The following is a 24352-nucleotide window of genomic DNA, read 5'->3' as shown; positions in this document are numbered from 1 at the left end:
AGTATACAAAAACTTCTACAAAGGAATAATAGAGATGAAATATAAGATCATTGCCGATTCCGGCTCAAATGTAACAACTTTAGCAGACACGGATTTTGCCAGTGTACCGATCACGATCATGGCTGGTGGCAAAGAATACATCGATGATATCGACTTAGATGTCTTAGCGATGACCGATGAATTACGCGAATTATCCACCAAGAGCAGTACTGCTTGTCCCAATATCGATCAGTGGCTAACTGCCTTTGGTCAAGCTGATATCATCGTGGCCGTCACGATCACTGGCGCGTTATCGGGGAGCTATTCTGCTGCTATGCAAGCACGAAAACAATATTTAGAAAAACATCCTAACGCCCAGATCCTTGTTTTAGATTCGCAGTCAGCTGGACCACGGATGCAACTTTTGCTCGAATACGCCGCTAAATTATTCGCAGCTAATGCACCTTTTAACGAGATCAAAAGCAAATTAACGGCTTATCAACAACACACGGGGCTTTTGTTCTCACTTGAATCCCTGACCAACTTAGTCAATAATGGACGGATCAGTGCTACGGCAGCTATGATCTCAAACATGCTCAAGCTGCGCATCGTCGGAACTGATACTAAAGGAAAACTTACTCCTGTCGGCAAAGCCCGCGGACAAGCAAAAGCTATCAGTCTATTGTTAAAAGAAATGCAGGCGCAAGGTTTTAACGGTAAAAAAGCCTGCATCGCCCATTGCTTCAATGAAACTGGGGCCAAGTTACTTTCCCAAAAGATCAAGGAAGCTTATCCTGATTGTGCGATAACGCTCACTACAACTCGTGGTGTTTGCAGCTATTACGCTGAAGTCGGGGGGTTGATGGTCGGCTTTGAAAAACAATAATATATACTAATCGCCTAGAGTATCACTATGATGCAAAATACGCATCTGAGTTATATAGCTTAAACGTGTTCGACAACTCCTTGTAAATAACGAGAGTGCCACTATGATGCAAAAATACGCATCTGAGCTATATAGCCGAAACGTGTTCGACAGCACAACTCCTAGTAGATAATAAAAGAACCGCTATGATGCAAAATACGCATCATAGCGGTTCTTTTATTATCTATACGGAGCTACCCGTGCTGTCGAACACTCTAGTCGTTTAAGTTTTGATCCTCTACATCAACGTAAGTAACTTTACTACGTTCAGCATTCATTGCTACCCAAAGTAAAGCGATCGAAGCGATGATATAGATCAATTGGACTCCGACAGAGATCCAAACTTGATTTGCACCTAGACCTGATGTCAATGATTCACGGAAACCGTAAACTGAGTAAGTCATTGGCAAGAATGGATTTACCATTTGGAAGAACCCGCCCATCGCACGGGTAACTTGAATTGGGAAGGACCCACCACAAGAACCTAGCTGGATGACCAAGAAGATGATCCCTAGGAAACGTCCGATATTGCCAAACGCAACTGCCAAGAACATCACGATAAAGGTACTTGCAAGGGCAAAGAACCAAGCATTGATCAAGGTTGCCCCTAAGTGATCTGGGTGTAAGCCAGCTGCCATCATCAAGAGAACTTCAACTACTGAAGTCCCAGTAGCAACAAGAGCACCAACTGAGAGCTTGCTCAACCACCATTCTGTTGCACTAGCATCTGGATCGGATAAGCGACGTACTGGGTAAACTAAGTTGAAGACCAAAGCACCAACATACAATGCAACTGATAGCATGTATGGAGCTAAAGCATAACCATAGTTTGGTACATAACTGTAACTCTTATGCTTGAGTTCAGTTGGAGAAGCAAACATATTTGAAGTCTTAGAAGATAAGTTCTTCGTATTATCGTTTACTTGTTCTGAACCTTGTGCCAAGACCTTAGCTAATTTACTATTGCCTTGTTCTAATTGAGTAGCACCAGCAGCCAATTTAGGTGAGTTAGCGTTCAATTGTTGGGTCCCATTAGCTAATTGGTTCACGCCAGATGTCAAAGTAGGAACTTGAGCATTCATTTGGCCTAAACCACCGGCTAATTGACTTGCACCACTGCGTAAAGCAGCTGAGTTAGCAGCAAGTTGGCTCGTACCAGCAGCAAGTTGGTCGATACCGCCTGTCAATGTTGGCACTTGTGCGTTCAATTGGCCTAAACCACCAGCCAATTGGTTTGCGCCTGATGTCAAAGCACTAGAGTTAGCTACAAGTTGACCTGTACCAGAAGCAAGTTGATCGATCCCACCTGTCAACGTTGGTACTTGACCATTCAATTGGCCTAAACCACCGGCTAATTGATTTGCACCTGATGTCAAAGCTTGGTTATTAGCAACTAATTTGCTTGCACCAGCATAAGCTTGGTCCACACCTAATGTGTATTCATTAACACCAGATTTCAAAGTTGCTGAACCAGTAGCTAACTTATCAGCCCCTGCTCTCAACTCTTCTAATTGTGAAGTTAGCCCTTGAAGATCATCCAATTTGGAAGTATCTACTGTATTCAACTTGTCTAGCAAGGCATTTACTTGTGTGACATATCCTTGCATTTGTTGAGCATTTTGCAAGAGCGGTGCTAAGCTATTTTGTGCTTGTGTCAATTGTTCTTTAAATGTTTGTGCTGCCGCACCAGCTGCTTGAATGTTTTGACCAGCTGCTTGGTTCTTAGCGATCGCATCAGCTAATTTTTGTTGATCTTCAGCAGATAACTTATCTTTATTAGCTGCAAGCACTTCACCAACTTCTTTAGCTGATCCGGAAATATTGTTTCCTGCGCTGCCTAAATTCGTTGTTAGCTCTTGACTGAACTTATCAGCACTTGAATTGATCCCACCTAATAGAGTAGGTAAACCGTTCATTGTATTTTGCAATTCTTGCAATTGTTTTTGGATCGCAGGTGCATTTTGTTTCAATTGCTTCAAACCTGCGATCGCTTGTTTAGTATCATTAGAGTTCAACTGATCAATAATAGTAGCTGTCTTAGAATTGATCATGTTTGCCAACACTTGGTTACCAGCAGCTAGATCGCTAGCACCTTGTCTAAGTGCATCTGAGTTAGCATGTAATTTAGCTAAACCACCATTTAATTGAGCTACTCCAGCAGTATAAGTGTTCAAACCACTATTCAATGTATTTGAACCAGTAGCTAATTGACCAACACCACTAGCTAATGCGCCGGTACCATTTTGTAATCGTAAGACACCATTATTGACTTGACCCACACCGTTTGTATATGTGCCCAAACCATTTGCCAACGTATTAGATCCAGTGGCTAATTGGCCCACACCACTAGCTAATGCGCCAGTACCATTTTGTAATTGGGAAACACCGTTGTTTACTTGGTCAACACCGGCTGTATAAGTGTTGATCCCATTAGCTAAAGTATTTGAACCGTCAGCTAACTTCAAAACACCTTGGCCCAAAGGTACCACACCAGTTCGCAACTTGATCACACCGTCATTTACTTGGGAGACACCGGCTGTGTAGGTATTGATCCCATCAGATAAAGTCTTTGAACCATCGCTGAGTTGTTTTGAACCCTTAGCTGCCGTGTTAAAGCCCTTACCGACTTGCTTGATCACCCCAAAGACTGTATCTGCATATGACGTTGAAACAGTTTCTTTGACCTGAGCATTAACTTGTTTAGCCCCTTCTTCACTGATAACTTTACCGATATAGTTGAGGGAGTCATTGGTCGTATATTGTAATTCCATCTTCTTAGGATCTTTGTCCAAAACAGTTGTTGCATTCTTGGAGAAGTCCTTAGGGATCGTAATTACCATATAGTATTCTTTATGGCTAAGACCATATTCAGCATCTTTTTTAGAAACAAAATGCCAATCTAAACCATCATTTTTCTTCAAATTCTTGACTAACTGATCACCCACATCGAGTTTCTTACCGCGGAAATTTACCGCTCTGTCTTCATTAACTACGGCTACAGGTAAATACTTAGCATCGCCGTATGGATTCCAAACAGATTTCAAGAAGAACACAGAGTATAAGAATGGGATAAACATAATAGCCAAAATTGCAGCTAAAAGCATCTTTTGACTCTTGATATGTTTAAATTCAGCTTTGATCGTCTTCAAGATAATTTCACTCCTTAACCTATAATAATTTATTGCTGTCTAATAATATACACTGAATGTCCACGAAAAACAAATTATAATATTTTATATATATAATGCTATGTAAACGGAAACACCCTTGATAGACATAGTTTTGCTCCTTAAAATGCTTCAAAATTTTTTTCAAAAGTGCGACAGATATCTCAAAATGTACAAAAAACGACTACTGCGATCACTTGATCTCAGTAGTCGTCGGGTATGCGCTAGTTTTAGAATAAGCTCGTGATCGCACGCCAGCCGATCACAAAAATATTAGCTTTCTTAACTTCTGTAGTCGTTTGAGCATCAGCGCTCAAGTAGTCTGTTCCATCCAAGAAGTACATTGCTTGATCTTTAGCTTTGATCTGTAAAGTACCAACCTTTTGGCCTTTCTTCAATGGAGCTTGTAAACCATCTTTTTTGTATAATTTCTTGTTACCAACAGCTTTAGCACTCAGTTGATCCTTAGAAACACCACTCTTCAACCAAACATCTGTCTTAGATGCCAAAGAAACTTTAACATCTAGGTCTTTACCATGGTAAACCGGTAAAGCATTAGTCTTTTTAAAGGTCGTTCCCTTAGCCAAAGAAGTATAAGTATAATTGTTGTAGCAATATGACATTAATTTTTGCGTTTCTTCAAAACGTGAAAGGTCCTCTTGGCTATCATGTTTAGCGCCTAAGACGATCGTGATCAAACGATGACCATCTTTATTGACTGTTGCGGCAAAACATGCACCAGCTGAATCAGATGTACCTGTTTTCAAACCGTCAACTGGTAGTTCACTATAAGCCTTAGCTAAACCAGGTAGCATCCAATTCCAGTTTTCCATTTCAGTTTGATCAGTTCCGTTATTGAATTTCATCCGAGTGATCTTGGTCGTCTTCAACACTTCAGGATAATCCTTGATCAAACGTTGGCTCAAGATCGCCATATCTTTAGCAGAGAATTTATTTTCCGCATCATCGGCAGCCCCAGGATACTTACCATCCTTGACTTCACCGTTAGCTAAACCATTAGCCGTGTAAAGTTCGACATCTTTTAAGCCCATCTTCTTAGCTTCTTTACGCGCTAGATCGATAAAGTTCTTTTGAGTCCCACCAACAGCATCAGCTAAAGCCATCGCAGCCCCATTAGCTGAATAGATCAAAGTAGCTTGGTATAACTCCCGCACGGTATAACTTTGACCTTCTTTTAATGGAACATTGGAAAGTGTAGTATCTTGGCTGACTTCTTGAGCAGCCTTACCGGGGGTCACTTTTTGATCCCACTTAAGTTTACCGTTATCAATCGCTTGCAATACCATGTAGGCGGTCATCAATTTTGACATGGAAGCTACTGGTAAAGCTTGATCTGCGTTTTTAGCATATAAAATTTGCCCTGTATTAGCGTCGACTGCGATCGCAGCCTTAGCATCGAGCTGTAATGAACTGTCAGTATCAGCTGGCAAGGCTGTATCAGCTTTGGCAGTTGCCACTTTGAGTCCGCTAAAACTAACCACGGAAAATACGATCACAGCCGTTGCTAGAGCTGTGACTACTTTTTGTAAAGATTTTAAAAATGTCATCTTTCTAAGTTCCTCTCACTTAATCTCATCTATAAGAATACCCAAAATATCAAAACTAATCAATAAGAAACATGCTCTTTTCTGCTTACAATACTAAACCAGTTTTGAAGCCCAAAGCACCTCAAAACTGGTCTAATAATAATCATCTAGCTACTGACGTACTAAACTGTCAGCGTGTTTGATCGGAAAATGCATGATAAACTCTGTCAATTCGGCATCTGAAGTTACATAAATATAACCATGGTGTCTTTCAACGATACCTTGGGCGATCGCCAACCCAAGCCCTGAGCCCCCAGTTTCTCGCGATCGCGAACTTTCAGCCCGATAGAACCGATCAAAGACCTGTTCTAATGACTTTTGTGGGATCGGTTCACCATCATTAGCGATCGTTACTTTGAGTTCTTTTTCGCTCACCAGCACAGCTTTAAGATAGATATTCTTACCACCAGCTCCATATTTCAAAGCATTAGACACTAGGTTATTGAAGACCCGAGCTAGTTTTTCACCATCAGCTTCGATCACCAACGGTTCGGCTGGAACATCAACATGGATCGCCATCCCTTTTTTGTTAGCTTCCAGTTCGTAACTAGCTGCCACTTGTTCTAACATCGCACCGATGTCCAACTGCACAATATTTAAGGTTACACCTTCTTGTCTGACCTTAGTATATTCAAACAAGTCATCGACTAAAGATTTCATCTGATTGGCTTTTAAAAAGGCTATATGGGTATATTGCAACAATTCTTCATCATTATTATATTGTTTATTTTCGATCAGGCCTAGATATCCAATGACCGATGTCAATGGTGTACGAATATCGTGACTGACATTTGTCACTAACTCATCTTTTGAACGTTCGATCCGTCGCTCTTCTTCCATCGCATTGATCGTACTATCAACTAACGAGTTGACACTTTCTACGACTCGTTGCATCTGACCACTTAGCTTAAATGGTATCCGATGATCAAAATGCCCTGAAGCAATATAGTGCAACTCGGCAATAACGTGACGCAACTGCATCTGCCGGTAACGCCGCATTAAACGCCAATAGACGATACCACAATCTGCAATGATCATCATCAAGGTAAATAAACCACCCCAGCTCCAGATCTGGAGATCCGTCGGTCCTAAAAATAGCGACATCTTGATCTGAAAGATCCCATTTTGTAAACCTGGATTATTCGAGATCTCCTGATTAACGATCATAAAGATCGACATGTTGAGCAACAATAACAAGATGACCGTTACTATCCCTTCACCAAAGAGCTCACTTTTTTCCCGCGCTGTCAGTGAAAATTTCATCCGCTCACCTCATCAACTTACTTAACGTGATTCGATCTTATAACCTACGCCCCAAACCGTTTGGATAACTTTTTCGCCACCAGTAGCTTCTTCGATCTTATCGCGCAAGTGGCTCACATGGACCATAACTGTTTTAGCCGAAACAACGGACTCTTGTTGCCAAACACGTTCAAAGATCTCATCAGCCGAAAAGACACGGTTAGGGTGACTGGCCAAGAGATATAAGATCCCAAATTCTAAGGCTGTCAATGAGATCTCCTTACCATTGACCGTTTCGACCTCGTGAGAATCTTTTTTGATGATCAAAGAGCCTACCTCGATTTGATCAGGCTCATTATTTTTCACTTCATGTTGTGAACGGCGCAATAATGATTTAACACGTGCCATAACTTCCAAAGGATTAAATGGCTTTGTCACATAATCATCGGCACCTTGAACTAAACCTTGGATCTTATCAAGGTCATCTGTTTTAGCTGATAACATCAAGATCGGGATCTGGCTGTCTTTTCGAACAGCACGCACAACTGCCATCCCATCTAATTGTGGCATCATCACATCTAAGATCATCAGATCGATATCTGGGTTAGTATTGATCTTCGTGATCGCTTCTTTACCATTATAGGCTTTTTCGACATCATAGCCCTCATTTTTAACATATATACTTAATAATTCAACGATATCTTTATCGTCATCGACAATTAAAATCTTCATAATGTCTGGTCCCCCCCTAAAGAAAACTTAATTCTATTTTTATTTTACCAAATACTTTGCTAAATATACTTAAAGAAATTCGTAAAAATCACGACTATTTTACCCAAAATACTTGGTCATGGATAAAGTCAAACGGCCGATGCAAAGCATTCACCTCAAGTGGTCGACTCAACTTAGCAGTTTGCCAAAATTGTGGTGAATTCGTTGCTCCCTTAGCTTCACCGATCACGATAAGATCACCGTGCCACTGATGAGCGCGTAAAAAGTCTAAAATAGCACGATCACAAGTCGTTTGCTCTGGTGCCCACTCTAAAATAATGTTGTCCACCTGCTGATAATAGTTTTGGACTGCTACCAACGCATCACATTGTTTGACATCACACCATGGATGCGGACGCGTATTATCTTGCGCTTGCCAATCAAAGTCATCGACTGCGATAACATTGGGTAGATTAGCCGCTAAAACAGCATTGCCACACATTACTACTAGAGTTTTTCCGGGTTTTAGTTGCTGTTTGAAAGTCGCTAACCATGCCTGCGAAAAAACATGCCAGATCCCAAAATTTTCGATCAGTACTTGGCGCAACTCATTTAAGCAACTAACTAGTTCAAATAACTCAGGATGCTTAGTCATATGTAATTCAAGATAGTGGGTCGAAAAACTCAGCTTCGGTACTTCTTGTGGTATTTCATGTCTACTATAGGCTTTGACCACAGCTTGGACTTGAGTGATCTTTTGGTGGACTGTGGTCAAATTACCACACATCCGGTCATAATATCGTAACCTAGCTAAATACTCATGCCATTCCATCAAACAACTTCCTTATCCAATAAGCTAAAAAAGACCCAAATGACGCGCGGGTCATCGGGTCTTTACTTGGCTCACACTTCTTAAGCCTATTATAACAAAATTATTCTTAAATCAAATCTAAAACACTTATCTTTTTAATCTAGGCACGATCCTTGGTTCTGGATCGTAGCCATTGTCTCATCACGAGAACTCTTGTGGCTACCAATTTTTTGAGCCGATCTGTGTGTAGTAGATCCTTCCACTCTGCCTACTTACTTTAAATAATTAAAACACACTATGACACTTTTGGTGGAGACTTGCTTATCCATACGGCGCTGAACGCTTTGGCTCACTCTATCTTATTTGTCCTTGTCCGCTGATCACGTACTTAGTCGTTGTTAGAGCCTCTAAGCCCATCGGTCCACGCGCATGTAATTTTTGCGTCGAGATGCCGATCTCAGCTCCAAAGCCAAAGACAAATCCATCCGTGAAACGCGTCGAAGCATTGATGTAAACACTTGAAGCATCAACCTCATTTACAAACCGTTGCCCGTTTGCATAACTGTCGGTCACGATCGCCTCTGAATGCTTCGTATTGTGCGTATTGATATGCACGATCGCTTCTGTCAAACTATCAACGACTTTTACCGCTAAAATATAGTCATTATACTCTGTATCCCAGTCGCGTTCACTTGCTGGGACTGCTGCATCCCCTAAGATCTCACAAGTGCGAGCATCCCCGCGTAACTCGACATTGTACTTAGCCAATGCATCTGCGATCTGAGGCAAGAACTCCTCAGCCACATCTGCATGAACAACTAAAGTCTCAGCCGCATTGCAAACAGATGGGCGTTGACACTTAGCGTTGACTACGATTTCTTCAGCCATCGCTAGATCTGCCTGACTATCTATATAAACATGACAATTTCCCGCTCCCGTTTCGATCACTGGCACAGTTGCTTTTTGAACGACGGTTTGGATCAAACGCGCTGAACCACGCGGGATCAAGACATCTAAATAGCCATTCAGCTGCATGAACTTTTCAGCTGTTCGGTGCGATGTTTCTGTGATGATTTGGATCGCTTCTTTAGCGATACCATTTTCAACTAGAACTTGTTGTAAGATCTCAGTCAATTTGATATTTGTCGCTAAAGCTTCCTTACCCCCACGCAAGATCACAGCATTCCCTGCTTTAAAGCACAGACCGGCCGCATCGACCGTCACATTTGGCCGCGCCTCATAGATCATTCCCACGACACCTAAAGGAACTCGACGTTGCACGATATAAAGCCCATCTTGATTGATCCAACCTTTATCAACGTTTCCGATCGGATCTGCCAAAGCCGCGACCTGCTTTAAACCTTCAGCAATATCTTTGATCCGCGCTTCATCTAAAGTCAAACGATCAACAAAGCTTGCCTTCATCTCAGTTGCTTTTTCTAGATCAACTTGGTTAGCTGTAATGATCGCAGGCGCATTATCCACTAAAGCTTGCGCCATCGCCTTTAAGATCATATTTTTTTGTTTGGTGCTCATCTGCGCTAATTTAAATGCCGCTTTTCTTGCAGCAATTCCCATTTTTTCCAAATCAAGTACCATTATTTTTCCTCCTTTACAAATAATGTTCCTAAAGGTTCACCCTTGACGAGATCAAAAATGATCGCTGGATCTTGCCCGTTAGCTAAGATCATCATCTTATCATTTTCAAGCATTCTTTTTGCTGCTTTCAACTTGGTCATCATCCCGCCAGTTCCAAATTTAGAACCCTTGCCACCAGCAGCTTCTAAAGCTGTTTCATCGATCTTTGCGATCCGTTCAAATAGTTTAGCATCAGCATATTTACGCGGATTCTTATCAAAGAAGCCATCAATATCAGATAACATCACCAAAAGATCGGCATCCACGATCGAAGAGACGATCGCTGAAAGTTGGTCGTTATCCCCAAACTTAGTATGATGATCCATCTCATCGACAGCAACTGTATCATTTTCATTAACGATCGGGATCACACCCCATTCCAATAAGCTATTGAACGTATTCAAAGCATTTTTTCGACTCAAAGGGTATTCTAAAACGTCATGCGTTAATAAGATCTGTCCGATCCGTTGACCGTAAAGTGAGAAACGTTGTTGATACACTGACATCAAACCACTTTGGCCGATCGCTGCTAACGCCTGTTGAGCTGGGATCGATTCGGGTCGTTCGTGCAAGCCCACTTGTCCCATACCAACACCGATCGCCCCAGAAGAGACCAAGACGACTTGTTTACCGTCATTGACAAGACCGGTCAAGACATAACACAATTGGTCAATAGCATGGAAATTGACTTTACCGTTGGGGTGGATCAATGTACTTGTCCCCACTTTAACTACGATCCTTTTTGCATCAAGCTGGCGTTTTTTAGCCATGGTTTTTCCTCCAAAATAAAAGTTCTTGATTTAATTATACTATATTTTATACTAACTGTTTTCTTTTAGCTTCTTAGTCTTTTGATTTTGATCTTGTTCTAAAACATATCGGTTGATCAACTCGATGATCTGATCATTTTGAGGCAAGTCAGAATGCTGGGCATCTCTACCAGTCACCGTGATCTGAGTAAAATGCTTCACGATCCCTTGATAGATATATTTCCCCGCTTCAACACTACGCTCAGGAACTAATCCATCAGAGTCATAAGTCTCCGTCCCTGCAACAGTATAAACTGAGAGATCTGTTGGGAGCTTCTTACGATTCTTGATAAAATCAGCTAGCATTTGCGTCTTTCGCTGTAGCGAAGTTTCCGAGAAGTTATATGGCGTTCCGACCGTCATCAAGACTTTTGCTTGAATATCATATTTAGGTAGGTAATTTTCTAAAAAGGCTGTATAGATCAAGCCACCATTTGAATGACCAAATGCTTTGAAGTTATTGAATTCGTATTGCTCACTCAACTGCTCAAAAGCTTTATCGAACATTTTTGCTTGCTTTAAGATATTGCTGTAACCATCTTTATTATTTTCAAACCCGACCACGATAAATGGCTCATTATCTTTAGCATTGATCTTGCCTGAATACTTGATCGTGCCATCGTTATAGACTTTGACTTTCAACAAACTATGCTTTTTTTGGCTTCGACTATTGATCTTTTTGATCAAAGCATCAAAACGATTTTCGGTAGCGGAACTCCCAGGGATCATGATCACAGGTGAAAGACGCGAATTATGCCACCGTGCCAGATCTTTAACATTTTGTCGCGTCCAAATAAATGATGGGATCGCTAGACAAAAAAGGATCAGCAATACCAGTAGTGTTATCCCCATACCACGCTTATTGATCTGCATCTACTTCACCTGCTCTCTTACGTTCATTATCTAAAGCTCCTGCGATCTTCTCTGCAAATCTGACAAAGGGTAGATATAGTAATATGTCACAAAGTAACAATCCAAAAGTAAAGAGCAATACGCCCCAAGAACCATTTGTCCCAATAAAAGCGTATAAAACACCTGGTGTTGTCGTCAAAACCGGATAGACTGCGGGTGGAACTAGACCACTCAATAGCGCTAAAGCTCCAATTACCATATTAAATAGTGGAATAACTAAAAATGGTAACAGATAAAACGGATTGAACAATAGTGGTAGACCGATCATAAAAGCTGCATTAGTATTGAACATGCTCGGTAAAACGGTCCAACTAGCTAGTTTACGCGTATTTTGACGTTTAGCCACAAGAAATATCGCTAAGATCAAACCCAAAGTTGCCCCAGTTCCTCCTAAGGCGCCATAACTAAAATATAGCGTATTAGCATTGAACTTCTCGGGTACTTTAGCTAGATCACTATGACTCAAAGCATAACTCAAATTTTTGAGCGCACTTTGGTCACTATCAAATGTATTGTTGGTGTATGGACCACTAAGACCTAACCAAGACAGCAATAGCGTTATACTAGCAAAAAACATTACCGCCCAAAAACCACTTTGTTTAGCTGCTTGACTTTGAAGCCAACTACCAACACCTTCAAAGATCTGATATTTGAACAAAAACCCTAATAAAATATTGCAAACTACCGCAAATAATAGGGCAACAGTCAATGGTAATAGACCTTTAAATGAGCGGGCTAATAATTCCTGACCATGTTCTGACCTTTTATTTGCTTGTTTACTCAAATATTTAAACACCAGTCCCACACAATAACCGATCGCTAATCCTAAAATCAACCCGGGAAACCCCAACAGATCGAGGCGAAAGTTGAACTGCCCATTATTTCCCGATGACCGCTGATAACAGATAGCTAAAAAGACTAACAATCCAGTCAAACTAGCTAATTGTTCGTCACGTTTAAAAAATTGTGCAGTATACTTTGCTGAAATACTTGCAGCCAGCAAAGCGATCACACCAGCAGTCAACATATAAATACTGCCAAATAACTGATTAGCTGCTCGATAGTGCGGTAACCATTTATCGATCAAGATCAGATTTCCTAGATATCCATCGGGATGTAGTAAAGAAAATTCGATCACTTGCGCAAAGCTTCCCAATAGAATAAATGGAAATAACACTGAAAACGTGCGCTGGATTATTCTAAAAAAAGACCATTTGCGAATTCTTAGACCTAAGACAATAATTCTTTGTTCCATCGCTTTTCCCCCAAAAGTTCATTCTTTGTTCTCTAGTATAGCTTAATTTACGATGCTTTAACATATATAGCACACAAAAGAAATCTTGCATTTTTTAGCAATTACGGTATATTAGATAACGTTGCTTTAAATCAATTTATATTGTGAGGTATTTTTCAGTGAAAACTGCATTAGATAATTTTTTTGATCTGACCGGTCTTAAAACCAACGTAAAACGCGAGATCCTTGCTGGTTTTACGACCTTCATCTCAATGGCATATATTTTATTTGTCAACCCTGAGATCTTAGGTGCTTCTGGTATGGACAAAGGCGCGGTCTTTACCGCAACGGCCCTAGCTAGTGCGATCGGCTGTTTATTGATGGGGCTTTTAGCCAAGTATCCGATCGCTACTGCTCCAAGTCTTGGGATCAATGCCTTCTTTGCTTACTCAGTTTGTATCGGGATGAACATTCCATGGCAAACCACTTTAGCTGGTGTGTTCGTAGCTTCGGTGATCTTTTTACTTATCACTGTTTTTAAATTGCGTGAGTTGATCATTGATGCCATTCCAGCTGATCTAAAGGCAGCGATCTCAGCTGGGATCGGCTTATTTATCGCCTTTATCGGCCTCCAAGGTGGTGGTTTGATCGTTGCTAACAAATCTACGCTCGTTGGCTTAGGGAGTTTTTCTGGCTCAACTTGGGTCACAGTCTTTGGCTTGATCATCGTTTCGATCCTAATGGTCATGCGAGTTCCTGGGGCTATCTTTATCGGGATGGTCCTTTCAGCGATCTTTGGCATCGCAACAGGCAATATTCAAATGCCCCATGCTTTTGTAGCACCAGCACCAAGCATGCATCAAACTTTTTTAGTTGCATTATCACACCTAAAAGATATCAATACACTGCAAATGTGGGTCGTAGTGATCACTTTCTTATTGGTCACCTTCTTTGACACAGCTGGAACTTTGATCGCTTTAGCTCAACAAGCTGGCTTCTTACAAAATAACAAGATGCCTCGAGTCGGGAAAGCCTTGATGTCTGATTCGACCGCCATGCTCTTTGGTTCACTTTTTGGAACTTCCCCAGTGGGGGCTTATGTTGAATCTTCCGCCGGGATCGCAGTTGGAGGACGTTCCGGTTTGACCGCTGTTACGACTGGGCTCTGCTTTATCTTAGGGCTATTCTTCTCACCTCTTTTGACAGTGGCAACTTCGCAAGTTACCGCTCCTGCTTTGATCATCGTTGGTGTTTTGATGGCACAAAGCATGGCCCGGGTAACTTGGACTAGACTTGAGATCGCGATCCCAGCCTTTCTGATCGTCGCTGGGATGCCGCTTACTTATAGCATCTCAGATGGATTAGCTCTTGGATTCATCGCTTATCCGATCACGATGATCGCAGCGCGTAAAGGTAAAGAAGTTCCTGCTTTGATGTATGTTTTATTCTTTGTCTTTGTGATCTTCTTTTGGGTCTTAAACATCGAAAAATAAACAAAACGGACACTATTTTACAGAGTATCTATTTTGTTAGCTGTCGATCCGATTTTCAATATGCTTAGCAACTGTATCATTGCTTTTATCTTGGCTAACACTAAAGACACAACAAAAAAACAGCTCTACCATTAGAAGTAAACTTTCCGATATCCTAAGAATATCAAACGCTCTGAGCTATACAGCCAAACGTGTTGCCAATACGACCATAATAAATAAAGAGGATCCTCCCATGATGCAAGATATCATGGAAGGATCCTCTTTATTTATGCGACACTGACCGCATCGTCTTATGCTCTAAAACTTTTATTTTTCGTAGCTGGCAGCTTTAGCTTGATACATTGCGATCTCATCTTCAGAACAACGAACATAATGTCCCGGCGTGATCTCATGTAACTTGCGTGGCTTGCCTTGCTTATCGTCTTCGATCGAAGCATCGTATTCTTTTTGCTTACGATTGCGTTCAAATTCTGGATCTGGCTCAGGCACAGCTGAGATCAAACTAGCTGTGTAATCATGCAATGGCTTATTGTAAACATCATCTGCTGGTCCCACTTCCAACAAACGACCATAATGCATAACACCGATCCGATCTGAAATGTACTTCACCATGGAAAGGTCATGTGCGATGAAGAGATAGGTCAGCCCCTTTTCTTCTTGCAATTCCTTCAATAAGTTGACGACCTGCGCTTGGATCGAAACATCCAACGCTGAGATCGGTTCGTCAGCGATGATAAAACGAGGTTCGACCGCTAAAGCACGTGCGATCCCGATCCGTTGGCGTTGTCCACCTGAAAATTCGTGGGGATAACGGCTAGCGTGATCTTTGTTCAACCCAACTGTTTCTAAGAGTTCTTCGACTTTAGCCCGACGTTCCTCTTTATTTTTAGCTAGGCCGTGGATATCGATCCCTTCAGCGATGATATCTTCAACTGTCATCCGAGGATTCAAAGAAGCATATGGATCTTGGAAGATCATCTGCATTTCACGGCAAAATTCAAGGTGATCTTTACGTGAGGTCAACTTGCTGACATCTTTACCGTCAAAGAGGATCTGGCCGTCTGTTGGTTCATACAAATGGATCACGCTTCGACCAGTCGTGGTCTTACCTGAACCAGATTCACCAACTAAGCCAAACGTTTCCCCTTCATAAATGTGGAAACTAACATCATCAACGGCTTTGACCATGCTAGGTTTACCCACGCCGAAGTATTGTTTTAAGTGCTTGACTTCAAGCAATTTTTTGCGTTTTTCTGGCATGTTAAATTCCTCCTGGTCTATTCAGCATCCGCATGCTTCATCACTTCTGCACGCCGATTTTTTGCAACTTCTTCTTGTTCTTGGATCTCACGCCAGATCTTTGCTCGCCGTATGATCTCTGCTGGTGGCTCGATCTGTGGTGCATCCGGGTGCAAAAGCCAAGTTGCTGCATAATGTGTATCTGACACCTTAAAGAATGGTGGTTGCTTTTTAGCATCGATCGTCATTGCATACGGATTTCTGGCTGCAAATGGGTCACCTTTTGGCGGATCTAAGAGATCTGGTGGTGTTCCTGGGATCGCTTCGAGTTTGGTACTTGAAAGTGTTGGCATCGAGTTCAATAAGCCCCAAGTATATGGGTGTTTTGGATTGTAGAAGATCTCATCTACAGTTCCATATTCAACGATCTGTCCCGCATACATTACGGCGACCCGATCAGCCATCCCCGCAACAACACCTAAGTCGTGCGTGATAAAGATGATCGAAGTCTCGATCTTTGCTTGCAATTCTTTCATCAAGTTCAAGATCTGAGCCTGGATCGTCACATCCAAAGCGGTCGTTGGTTCGTCAGCGATCAAGATCTCAGGATAACATACCAAAGCGATCGCGATCACGATCCGTTGCCGTTGTCCACCTGAGAATTGGTGAGGATAGTTATTGAAGCGTTTTTCAGCATTGGTGATCCCAACTAATTTCAAGATCTCTAGTGCTTGCGCCATTGCTTTTTTCTTATCCATGTTCTTATGGACCATCAAAGGTTCCGCAATTTGACGTCCGATCTTCATGGTTGGATCAAGGGAAGTCATCGGATCTTGGAAGATCATTGCGATATCTTTCCCACGGATCTTTTGCATCTCTTTTTCAGATTTCTTCAGAAGATCTTGTCCTTGGAACATGATCGAACCACCAACCACTTCGGCATTACTTGCTAACAAGCCCATAATACTCTTAGTTGTGACCGATTTACCTGAACCGGATTCACCTACGATGGCTAACGTTTCACCTTTATTCAAATGAAAACTCACATCGCGAATGGCTTTAACATCACCCGCATAGGTATGGAAATTGATTTTAAGGTTTTTAACATCTAAAATTCGTTCAGCCATACTACAACCTACCTTCTAGTTTTTGGATCAAATGCATCGCGGAGACCGTCACCTAACAAGTTAAATGAGATCATCAACACACACAAGACGATCGCTGGATACCACATTTGATATGGTAAGAATTGGAAATTCTTTTGTCCTTCATTCAATAACACCCCAAGGGACGTTTCTGGAGCTGAGATCCCGATCCCGATAAAGCTCAAGAAAGCTTCAAAGAAGATCGCAGTTGGGATCGTGTACATCGTTTGGATGATGATGATACTTGATAAGTTTGGCACCAAGTGTTTCCAAGCGATCTTAGTTGGGGATTGCCCTAACGTTCGCGCTGCCAAAACATATTCTTGGCTCTTTAACTGGAGCGTCTCGGCCCGGATCATCCGCGCCATCGTCGTCCAACTAGAGATCGCGATCGCCAAAATGATCGATCCGATACCTGGTTTGAAGACCACCAACATCAAAACAACAATGACTAAACTTGGGATGGAGGAGATAACTTCGATGATCCGCTGCATCACGTTATCCGTCCTGCCACCCTTCCAACCCGATACGATCCCGTACGTGACCCCGATCGTCAAGTCAAAGAAGGTAGCAACTAAAGCAACGATCAAGGAGATCTTGGTCCCATAAACGATCCGTTGAGCCAAAGAACGCCCTAAATAATCAGTACCCATAACAAAGTATTTGTCTTTAGATACGCCAGCTTGCGCATATTTATCGACCCAAGCATCGCCGACTTTAGCCTTACCATTGAGCCCATTGATATTTACGCCGGGGATCTTGGCTGGTAAGTTAGCATATTGTGGTTGTGATTTGACCAAAGTATCGCGGTTGACAAATGGTGTCGAACCAAACGCTACAACGATCATAAATAAAATGATAAAGAGCGAAATGACCGCCCCTTTATTCTTCTTCAAACGGCGCCATGCATCTTGGGTAAACGTCAAGGAAGGCGCAGCAATTTTTTCAGCATCAAGCTCTTCTTTTACTTCTAAAGCTTGAAAATCTTCTGGTCGTAATTTCATCTTTTCTTCCATAAAGCTTAGCCCTCGTTTCCAGCAAGTCTGATCCGCGGATCAATGATACCGTAGATGATATCCGTCAATAGGATAACCGCTACTAATCCCGCAGAAAATAGCATCGTAACCCCCATGATCGTTGGGTAGTCGTTAGTCATGATCGATTTAACGAACTGCTCCCCGATACCAGGGATCGAGAAGATATTTTCGATGACCATCGAACCTGTCATCAACGCAACCGTATATGGTCCGATCAAAGTTACTAAGGGGATCAAACTGTTACGTAAAGCGTGATGGTAAACGATCTGGAACTTGCTTAGCCCTTTAGCCTTGGCAAGCTCGATATAATCGGAATTTAGCACATCGACCATCCCAGTTCGCATAAACCTAGACGTTTCGGCAAGTGGTCCTACACCCAAGGCGATCGTTGGTAAGACTGTGTAGGCAAAGCCACCCCAATCAGCGATCGGGAACCAGCCAAGTTTCAAAGCAATGTAGTATTGGAGTAAAACAGCTAACACGAAGTTTGGGACTGATTTACCAATGATCGATAGGATCGTAACGCCAGTATCGATCCAAGTGTTACGGTTGATCGCAGCGATCGAACCAAAGATGATCCCAAAGAAGACCCCAAAGATCATCGCTTGGATCCCTAACTGTGCTGAAGCCCCGATCCGGCTTGAGATCAAATAGGAAACTGGTTGATTACTAAATTGGAATGATGTTCCCATGTCGCCATGTAGCATCCCCCCAATGTAGAGCAAATATTGCATCCAGATCGGTTTGTCCAAACCATATTGTTGGTTCATGATGGCGATCTGTTCGGGTGACATTTTTTCTTGGTTTGAATATGGCGTCCCGGGCATGAGCTTCATCAAAAAGAAGGTGATAGTTGCCACTAAAAATAGCGTCAACGCCATATAGAAAACCCTTTTTAACAGGTATTTCTTCATATCGTATATCCTCTCGTTTCTGAGATGTCTTTTTTGCCAAACAACGCAGGATGAGTATCCTGCGTTGTTTGATATTTTAAATCATTTTAAGTCTGAACTTATCTATCGTCAACTAAAATTTAGTTACCTGAGATATAAGCTTCCTTAAAGTTGTAGTTTACACCAGATGAGTTATAAATAACATTTTTTACAGATGGTTTTAACATCCAAGCTTGTGTCCGTTGGTAAAGTGGCACGACACCTTCATCATTCATCAAGATCTTTTCAGCTTGCACTAAGTCATCCCAACGCTTAGCAGGATCGCTAGCATCAGTTGTCTTAGAAGCTTCGATCAAGCGATCATATTCTTCATTTTTCCATTTACCAGCGTTCAATGAGTTATCAGATGTCATTAAGTCTAAAAATGAGATCGGATCAGCAAAATCAGCGTTCCAAAGCGAGATAACTACATCAAAATCACCAGACGTTGCACGAGCTAAACGCGTCTTAAACGGTACATTTGACACGTTTACCTTTACTTTATCTGAACCAAAAGCATCCGTCAAAGCACTTTGTAAGAATTCAGTCGACTTCTTAGCACCATCAGTATCGTCTGACAAGACAGAAAATTCGATCTTGTCTTTTCCTAATTCCTTCAAGCCTTCTTCAAAGAGCTTCTTAGCATCTTTTTCATCGTAATCAACAGCTGATTTTACATAAGCTGCATCAACAAAATCTTTGCCGTCACGCTCAGCTAAACCACTTGAAACAAAGCCTTTAGCCGGCGTAGAAGAACCAGCTAAAACTTGTTTAACGAATTGATCACGATCGATCGCTTTTGAAATAGCTTGGCGGATCTTTAAGTTTTTGAATTCTTCTTTAGTTTGATTCAACTGAAGATATGCTGTCGTTGCTTCTTTACGTTCTAAGTAACCTGTTTGCCCCTTTAATTGGCGTGCTTGTTCAGAACTTAAGACCGTAGCATCAACTTTACCAGATTGGTATAAGTTATAAGCTGTCGTTGTTGACTTATTGACTTTATAGTTGATCTCATCTAACTTGACTTTGCTCTTATCCCAGTAATTATCGTTTTTCTTTAACTTCCAGGAGAGATTAGAACCTGTCCAACCTTCAAGAACAAATGGTCCGTTATAAACAGCATACTTCGAAGCTGTACCGTACTTATCGCCAAATTCTTCGACCGCTTTTTGATTTTGCGGGAAGAATATTGGGAAGCCCATCAACAGCTTAAAGTATGGGACCTGTTTTTCTAAAGTGACAACGAGCTTGTAGTCGCCATCTGCTTTGATCCCTAATTCACTTGGTTGTTTTTTACCATCAATGATGTCGTTAGCATTGGTGATCCCATCAAAAAGATATGCGTATTGTGAACCTGTCTTAGGATCGATCGTTCGTTGCCAAGAATAGACAAAATCTTTGGCAGTAACTTTATCTCCGTTAGACCACTTAGCATTATCTCGCAAAGTAAAGGTATACGTCAGACCATCGTCGGAAACTTCAGTCTTCTTGGCGATACCAGGTTCTGTCTTAGAATTCTTACCGATACGCAAGAGTCCTTCCATTGAGTTATTGATTTGTGCAAAACTAACTGCATCGGTGGACTTAGAGAGATCCATCGAAGGTAATTCAGCAGTTTCGCTCCAATTGAGCACTTGTTTACCACTAGCACCATCATCTGAGCTCTTGCCACAAGCAGCGAGAAAAACAGCCGACAACGCCACAACAGCGCCCGCTTTGGCTAATTTAGCTAATTTCATAGATTCACAACTCCTTAATAATTGCTTAATGACTCTAAGTAACATCCTACTTTAATAACTTTTGACTTAAATATATATGATAATGAAATTAAAAGCAAGCATTTATTCTAATTCAAAACGTATAAATTTATATATGTAAATTTATATCTCATTCAAAAAAAGTTGATATGCCAACGATTTTTCCATTTATTTCGGCTAATTTTTGTCTAAATTTTTTTTGGTAATTCGGAAATATTTTCGTTTATCCCTAAATTATGCACGGAATAATTCGGAATGTGCAATTAACCAAAACTGAATCCAAAAAAAGTATTTTCTCATTTATACCTCGATCCAACTAATTTACTAGTACAGTGGTATAATTTTAGTAATATCACTTGATCAAGGGGGATCTTTATATGACACCAGTTATCATTGCAGGCATCGAAAATGAACAAGAAAATTTTGACTATACGATGGCAGAACTAGCTTCTCTAGCTGAGGCTGCCAATATGGAAGTCACCCGCCAATTCAAACAAAAACTCGAACGCCCGATCGCAGCTACTTACCTAGGCAAAGGTAAAGCCGAAGAGATCAAAACAGCCGGTACAGTGACCGACAGTCAGATCTTGATCTTAAACGACGAATTGACTCCTACGCAGATCCGAAACTTAGAAAATATCACCGAGATGCGCGTTTTAGATCGCACAGCCTTGATCTTAGAGATCTTTGCAGCGCGGGCTAAGACTAAAGAAGCCAAGCTCCAAGTTCAAGTGGCTAAACTGCAATACCAATTGCCTCGTTTGCATACTGGCCTTACCGATAAGCTCGACCAGCAGACTGCTGGGAACGCTGGTGGTGGCTATACTAACCGTGGGGCGGGTGAAACTAAGCTCGAATTGAATCGCCGGGTGATCGAAAAAAAGATCAGCGCCTTGAATAAAGAACTCAAAACGATCGACAAAGAACATCAGACCCGACGCAAACAACGCCAACGCTCTGGGATCAAGACTGCAGCGTTAGTCGGTTACACCAATGCGGGCAAATCGACCACCTTAAACGGACTCCTTCGGCTATTTGGTGAGACTAAAAACAAAGAAGTCTTTGAAAAAGATATGCTCTTCGCTACTTTAGATACATCCGTTCGCCGTCTCCGTTTTGATGACAATAAAGAGATCTTGTTAAGCGATACGGTCGGGTTTGTCTCCAAGCTGCCACACCAGTTGGTCAAAGCCTTTCATACAACTTTAGCCGAAGCCGCCAACGCCGATCTTTTAGTCCAAGTCGTCGATCTTTCCGATGAACACTATCAAGAGATGATCGAAACGACTGAAAAAACTTTGGCAAAGATCGGAGTGACTGATATCCCGATGCTTTACGTTTTCAACAAAGCTGATAAGCTTGCTGTCAGCTACCCTAGCTTAGCCGGCAAAGAATTGACCTTCAGTGCCAAAGATGACGAATCGTTAAAAACACTAGCTGAACTGTTGAAACAAGAGCTCTTCAAGGACTATCAGACTCATACGTATCTCATTCCATTTGCCAAGGGAAATCTCGTTGAAGAACTCAATCAAAAAGCAACCGTGCTTGAAATTAAATATCTCGCTGACGGTACTAAGATCAAAGCCGAAGTTGCACCGGCTTTGGCTGGTCGTTTAGCTGAATATCAACTTAACTAAAAATAGGCGTATTTCTTCTTTTGTAAAAGCAAGAAATGCGTCTATTTTTTATCACATATCTATAAATATGATCGAATCAACAGTATTTTTTAGCTACTATATCAAATGATCATTCCTATCTTAATTTGTAGACGATCTTGCTTAAAAAAATTATATGAAATTCTAAAATAAACTTTCTTTAAAATCTAAAATATGCTAACTTTTATCTTAAATACTATAAATAAGGTTGGTAATCTATGGAAAAAAATGAGCAAGTTCACTTAGATCGTTCGATCGATCTATTTTCCGCACTAGCTTTAGTGATCGGGACCGTTATCGGCTCTGGGATCTTCTTTAAACAAGCTTCTGTTTTAAGTTATTCACATTCAACGACCATGGCTTTACTTGCTTGGTTCTTCGGAGGCGTTTTGACTTTGACCAGTGGGTTGACGATTGCCGAGATCGGCTCTCAGATGCCACAAACTGGTGGCTTATATATTTACATGCACAATCTCTACGGTAAAGTTTGGGGCTTTTTATCCGGCTGGATGCAGATCACCGTTTATGGACCTGCTGTCATTGCCGCATTAGGTTCTTATTTAGCGATCTTATTACAAGCCTTCTTTGGCTTTCCGGCTAGCTATACATCTTTTGTTGGAGTCTTATCAGTTATTTTGATCTCTGGTTTTAACTTCTTATCTAATCGTTATGGCTCTGCTTTACAGATCGTCACGACACTATGTAAATTGGTTCCGATCGCTGCGATCATCATCTTTGGTCTGCTCTTTGGTGATCAAAATGCAGTGGGCCAAGTTTTAGCTGAGCAATCATCTAGTGTGGCAGGCAATTTTGGGGTCGCAATTTTAGCGACATTATTTGCTTATGATGGTTGGATCTTGATCGCCAATATGGGTGGTGAGATCAAAAATCCACAAAAGATCTTACCGTTAGCGATCGTTTTAGGTCTATCAGCGGTATTGATCATCTATGTTTTAGTTTCCTACAGTATTTTCAAAACGATGCCTGCTGAGATGATCGCTCGCTATGGTGAAAATGCTACTCCACACTTTGCGGAAATGGCATTTGGCAAGATCGGTGGTAAGATCTTAAACATCGGGATCATCATTTCGATCGTTGGCTGTATGAATGGTAAAGTCATGACCATCCCGCGCATCATGTATGCAATGGCTAAAAATAATGAGTTGCCATTTTCAAAGCAATTAGCTTATCTCAACAAGAAGATGCACACCCCAATGGTCTCGATCGCTGTGATCGCGATCATCGCTTCAGGAATGATCTTGACTGTGGATGCTGATCGTTTGACTGAGATCTGTATTTTTACGATCTATTGTTTCTACGTGATGACCTTCTTTGGCGTCTTCAAATTGCGTAAGACAACGCCAAGCTCAAAGCGCCCATTCTCAACGCCACTTTATCCTTTGACACCGATCATAGCGATCTTAGGTGCTGCTTTTGTCTTAGTCAGTGAATTATTCTCTGACCTAAGTGGCGTCGTGATCTCCTTAGTGATCGTCTTATGTGGTCTACCGATCTATTATTATAAGAATAGAGTGTAAGGCATTCTTTGTTGCACACGTTTCAATAGAGTACATCGTACAAAATAGCCTAAGAGACGCGCTTGTGTAATCGCAAACGTGGCTCTTAGGCTATTAGTGTTTATCAAATTTATTATTGGTGATCAACTCGATCGTTTGATCCATTTTAGTGCGGTGATCTTTTTCATCTAAGAGTAGTGTCGTGATGATATCCACAATATAAGTCATCGCAAATTGCGAATTGATAAAGCGGGCGTTATCCACAAAATTGCTATTCTTAACTAAAAGAGCTAGATCACTCAATTGGTATAACGGACTATCCTCGATCCCCGTGATCGCGATCACGGTGGCTCCTTGCTTTTGTCCAGCTTTAGCAGCACTATTGACCTCAGCCGTATTACCTGTTGCGGAAAGCGCTAAGATCACGTCATTTTTTTCAACGATCCCACTACTGATATACATACTATGGCTTTCAGTCATACCAAAAGCTGCGATCCCCATTCTGATCAAACGTTGAGTCAATTCTTTAGCCGTATACCCCG

At 41.5% G+C, this 24352-nt stretch carries 19 protein-coding genes; 4 read left to right on the top strand and 15 right to left on the bottom strand.

From position 1 onward, the window contains the following. Window positions 1-34 precede the first annotated feature (34 nt). Window positions 35-865, top strand: a complete 831-nt coding sequence (locus Q9Q35_RS02270; protein ID WP_304651941.1) for a DegV family protein — start codon at window positions 35-37, stop codon at window positions 863-865. 254 nt (window positions 866-1119) lie between these two features. On the opposite strand, the gene Q9Q35_RS02265 is transcribed toward Q9Q35_RS02270, so the two are convergent. The 9 genes from Q9Q35_RS02265 to Q9Q35_RS02225 form a co-directional block, all read right to left on the bottom strand. Beyond that, on the bottom strand, window positions 1120-4053 hold the full coding sequence (locus Q9Q35_RS02265) for a YhgE/Pip domain-containing protein (RefSeq protein ID WP_304651940.1): 2934 nt from the start codon (window positions 4051-4053) through the stop codon (window positions 1120-1122). Between the two features lie 248 nt (window positions 4054-4301). Continuing rightward, window positions 4302-5639 (bottom strand): serine hydrolase, encoded by a 1338-nt coding sequence (locus Q9Q35_RS02260; RefSeq protein WP_304651939.1) that lies wholly within the window; start codon window positions 5637-5639, stop codon window positions 4302-4304. Between the two features lie 150 nt (window positions 5640-5789). Further along, the gene (locus tag Q9Q35_RS02255; RefSeq protein ID WP_304651938.1) at window positions 5790-6941 is read right to left on the bottom strand and encodes a cell wall metabolism sensor histidine kinase WalK; all 1152 of its coding nucleotides are present in this window, start codon (window positions 6939-6941) and stop codon (window positions 5790-5792) included. 21 nt (window positions 6942-6962) lie between these two features. Next, the gene (locus tag Q9Q35_RS02250) at window positions 6963-7652 is read right to left on the bottom strand and encodes a response regulator transcription factor (protein WP_004050803.1); all 690 of its coding nucleotides are present in this window, start codon (window positions 7650-7652) and stop codon (window positions 6963-6965) included. 94 nt (window positions 7653-7746) lie between these two features. After that, on the bottom strand, window positions 7747-8463 hold the full coding sequence (locus Q9Q35_RS02245) for a hypothetical protein (protein ID WP_304651937.1): 717 nt from the start codon (window positions 8461-8463) through the stop codon (window positions 7747-7749). Between the two features lie 333 nt (window positions 8464-8796). After that, entirely contained in the window at window positions 8797-10041 is a 1245-nt protein-coding gene (locus tag Q9Q35_RS02240; RefSeq protein ID WP_304651936.1) for a glutamate-5-semialdehyde dehydrogenase, read from the bottom strand. Further along, entirely contained in the window at window positions 10041-10850 is an 810-nt protein-coding gene (proB, locus tag Q9Q35_RS02235) for a glutamate 5-kinase (protein ID WP_304651935.1), read from the bottom strand. Before proB ends, Q9Q35_RS02240 begins: the two co-directional genes overlap by 1 nt. A 51-nt stretch (window positions 10851-10901) precedes the next feature. Next, window positions 10902-11762: an alpha/beta hydrolase gene (locus Q9Q35_RS02230; protein WP_304651934.1), complete on the bottom strand. Its 861-nt coding sequence runs from the start codon at window positions 11760-11762 to the stop codon at window positions 10902-10904. Further along, complete coding sequence (locus tag Q9Q35_RS02225; protein WP_304651933.1) at window positions 11749-13056, bottom strand: PTS transporter subunit EIIC; 1308 nt, start codon at window positions 13054-13056, stop codon at window positions 11749-11751. Before Q9Q35_RS02225 ends, Q9Q35_RS02230 begins: the two co-directional genes overlap by 14 nt. 158 nt (window positions 13057-13214) lie before the next feature. Between Q9Q35_RS02225 and Q9Q35_RS02220 the strand changes: the two genes are divergently transcribed. Then, complete coding sequence (locus tag Q9Q35_RS02220; RefSeq protein ID WP_304651932.1) at window positions 13215-14528, top strand: NCS2 family permease; 1314 nt, start codon at window positions 13215-13217, stop codon at window positions 14526-14528. Between the two features lie 306 nt (window positions 14529-14834). Here the strand turns inward: Q9Q35_RS02220 and Q9Q35_RS02215 are convergent, their stop codons facing one another. From Q9Q35_RS02215 to Q9Q35_RS02195, 5 genes are all read right to left on the bottom strand, one after another. Beyond that, the gene (locus Q9Q35_RS02215; protein ID WP_304651931.1) at window positions 14835-15788 is read right to left on the bottom strand and encodes an ABC transporter ATP-binding protein; all 954 of its coding nucleotides are present in this window, start codon (window positions 15786-15788) and stop codon (window positions 14835-14837) included. Window positions 15789-15805: 17 nt separating this feature from the next. After that, window positions 15806-16894, bottom strand: coding sequence for an ABC transporter ATP-binding protein (locus Q9Q35_RS02210; RefSeq protein WP_304651930.1), 1089 nt, complete (start codon window positions 16892-16894; stop codon window positions 15806-15808). Window positions 16895-16902: 8 nt separating this feature from the next. After that, a complete protein-coding gene (locus tag Q9Q35_RS02205; protein ID WP_304651929.1) occupies window positions 16903-17928 on the bottom strand; it encodes an ABC transporter permease in 1026 nt (341 codons plus the stop codon). Between the two features lie 5 nt (window positions 17929-17933). Beyond that, entirely contained in the window at window positions 17934-18863 is a 930-nt protein-coding gene (opp3b, locus tag Q9Q35_RS02200) for an oligopeptide ABC transporter permease (RefSeq protein ID WP_010690316.1), read from the bottom strand. Between the two features lie 119 nt (window positions 18864-18982). Further along, window positions 18983-20620 carry a peptide ABC transporter substrate-binding protein gene (locus Q9Q35_RS02195; protein WP_304651928.1) on the bottom strand — a complete coding sequence of 546 codons (1638 nt, stop codon included), beginning with the start codon at window positions 20618-20620 and terminating at the stop codon, window positions 18983-18985. 395 nt (window positions 20621-21015) lie between these two features. On the opposite strand from Q9Q35_RS02195, the gene hflX reads away from it, so the two are divergent. Both hflX and Q9Q35_RS02185 read left to right on the top strand, forming a co-directional pair. Beyond that, window positions 21016-22275: a GTPase HflX gene (gene hflX, locus Q9Q35_RS02190; RefSeq protein WP_304651927.1), complete on the top strand. Its 1260-nt coding sequence runs from the start codon at window positions 21016-21018 to the stop codon at window positions 22273-22275. Window positions 22276-22511: 236 nt separating this feature from the next. Continuing rightward, on the top strand, window positions 22512-23831 hold the full coding sequence (locus Q9Q35_RS02185) for an APC family permease (RefSeq protein WP_304651926.1): 1320 nt from the start codon (window positions 22512-22514) through the stop codon (window positions 23829-23831). Window positions 23832-23924: 93 nt separating this feature from the next. Here Q9Q35_RS02185 and Q9Q35_RS02180 read toward each other — a convergent pair. After that, on the bottom strand, window positions 23925-24352 hold a 428-nt coding region (locus Q9Q35_RS02180; protein WP_304651925.1), incomplete at its 5' end, for an SIS domain-containing protein.

It is taken from the genome of uncultured Ligilactobacillus sp. (assembly GCF_948826705.1).
Taxonomy (GTDB): Bacteria; Bacillota; Bacilli; order Lactobacillales; family Lactobacillaceae; genus Ligilactobacillus.
Note: the sequence above shows the minus strand (reverse complement) of the source record. Positions and strands in the feature narration are given on the sequence as shown.

What these genes read in the sequence shown, in the direction of transcription:
- Q9Q35_RS02245 (WP_304651937.1), bottom strand. Translation starts at nt 8,463, where the DNA reads ATGGAATGGCATGAGTATTTAGCTAGGTTACGATATTATGACCGGATG.
- proB (WP_304651935.1), bottom strand. Translation starts at nt 10,850, where the DNA reads ATGGCTAAAAAACGCCAGCTTGATGCAAAAAGGATCGTAGTTAAAGTG.
- Q9Q35_RS02215 (WP_304651931.1), bottom strand. Translation starts at nt 15,788, where the DNA reads ATGCCAGAAAAACGCAAAAAATTGCTTGAAGTCAAGCACTTAAAACAA.
- Q9Q35_RS02240 (WP_304651936.1), bottom strand. Translation starts at nt 10,041, where the DNA reads ATGGTACTTGATTTGGAAAAAATGGGAATTGCTGCAAGAAAAGCGGCA.
- Q9Q35_RS02225 (WP_304651933.1), bottom strand. Translation starts at nt 13,056, where the DNA reads ATGGAACAAAGAATTATTGTCTTAGGTCTAAGAATTCGCAAATGGTCT.
- Q9Q35_RS02250 (WP_004050803.1), bottom strand. Translation starts at nt 7,652, where the DNA reads ATGAAGATTTTAATTGTCGATGACGATAAAGATATCGTTGAATTATTA.
- Q9Q35_RS02185 (WP_304651926.1), top strand. Translation starts at nt 22,512, where the DNA reads ATGGAAAAAAATGAGCAAGTTCACTTAGATCGTTCGATCGATCTATTT.
- Q9Q35_RS02195 (WP_304651928.1), bottom strand. Translation starts at nt 20,620, where the DNA reads ATGAAATTAGCTAAATTAGCCAAAGCGGGCGCTGTTGTGGCGTTGTCG.
- opp3b (WP_010690316.1), bottom strand. Translation starts at nt 18,863, where the DNA reads ATGAAGAAATACCTGTTAAAAAGGGTTTTCTATATGGCGTTGACGCTA.
- Q9Q35_RS02260 (WP_304651939.1), bottom strand. Translation starts at nt 5,639, where the DNA reads ATGACATTTTTAAAATCTTTACAAAAAGTAGTCACAGCTCTAGCAACG.
- Q9Q35_RS02210 (WP_304651930.1), bottom strand. Translation starts at nt 16,894, where the DNA reads ATGGCTGAACGAATTTTAGATGTTAAAAACCTTAAAATCAATTTCCAT.
- Q9Q35_RS02230 (WP_304651934.1), bottom strand. Translation starts at nt 11,762, where the DNA reads ATGCAGATCAATAAGCGTGGTATGGGGATAACACTACTGGTATTGCTG.
- Q9Q35_RS02205 (WP_304651929.1), bottom strand. Translation starts at nt 17,928, where the DNA reads ATGGAAGAAAAGATGAAATTACGACCAGAAGATTTTCAAGCTTTAGAA.
- Q9Q35_RS02255 (WP_304651938.1), bottom strand. Translation starts at nt 6,941, where the DNA reads ATGAAATTTTCACTGACAGCGCGGGAAAAAAGTGAGCTCTTTGGTGAA.
- hflX (WP_304651927.1), top strand. Translation starts at nt 21,016, where the DNA reads ATGACACCAGTTATCATTGCAGGCATCGAAAATGAACAAGAAAATTTT.
- Q9Q35_RS02270 (WP_304651941.1), top strand. Translation starts at nt 35, where the DNA reads ATGAAATATAAGATCATTGCCGATTCCGGCTCAAATGTAACAACTTTA.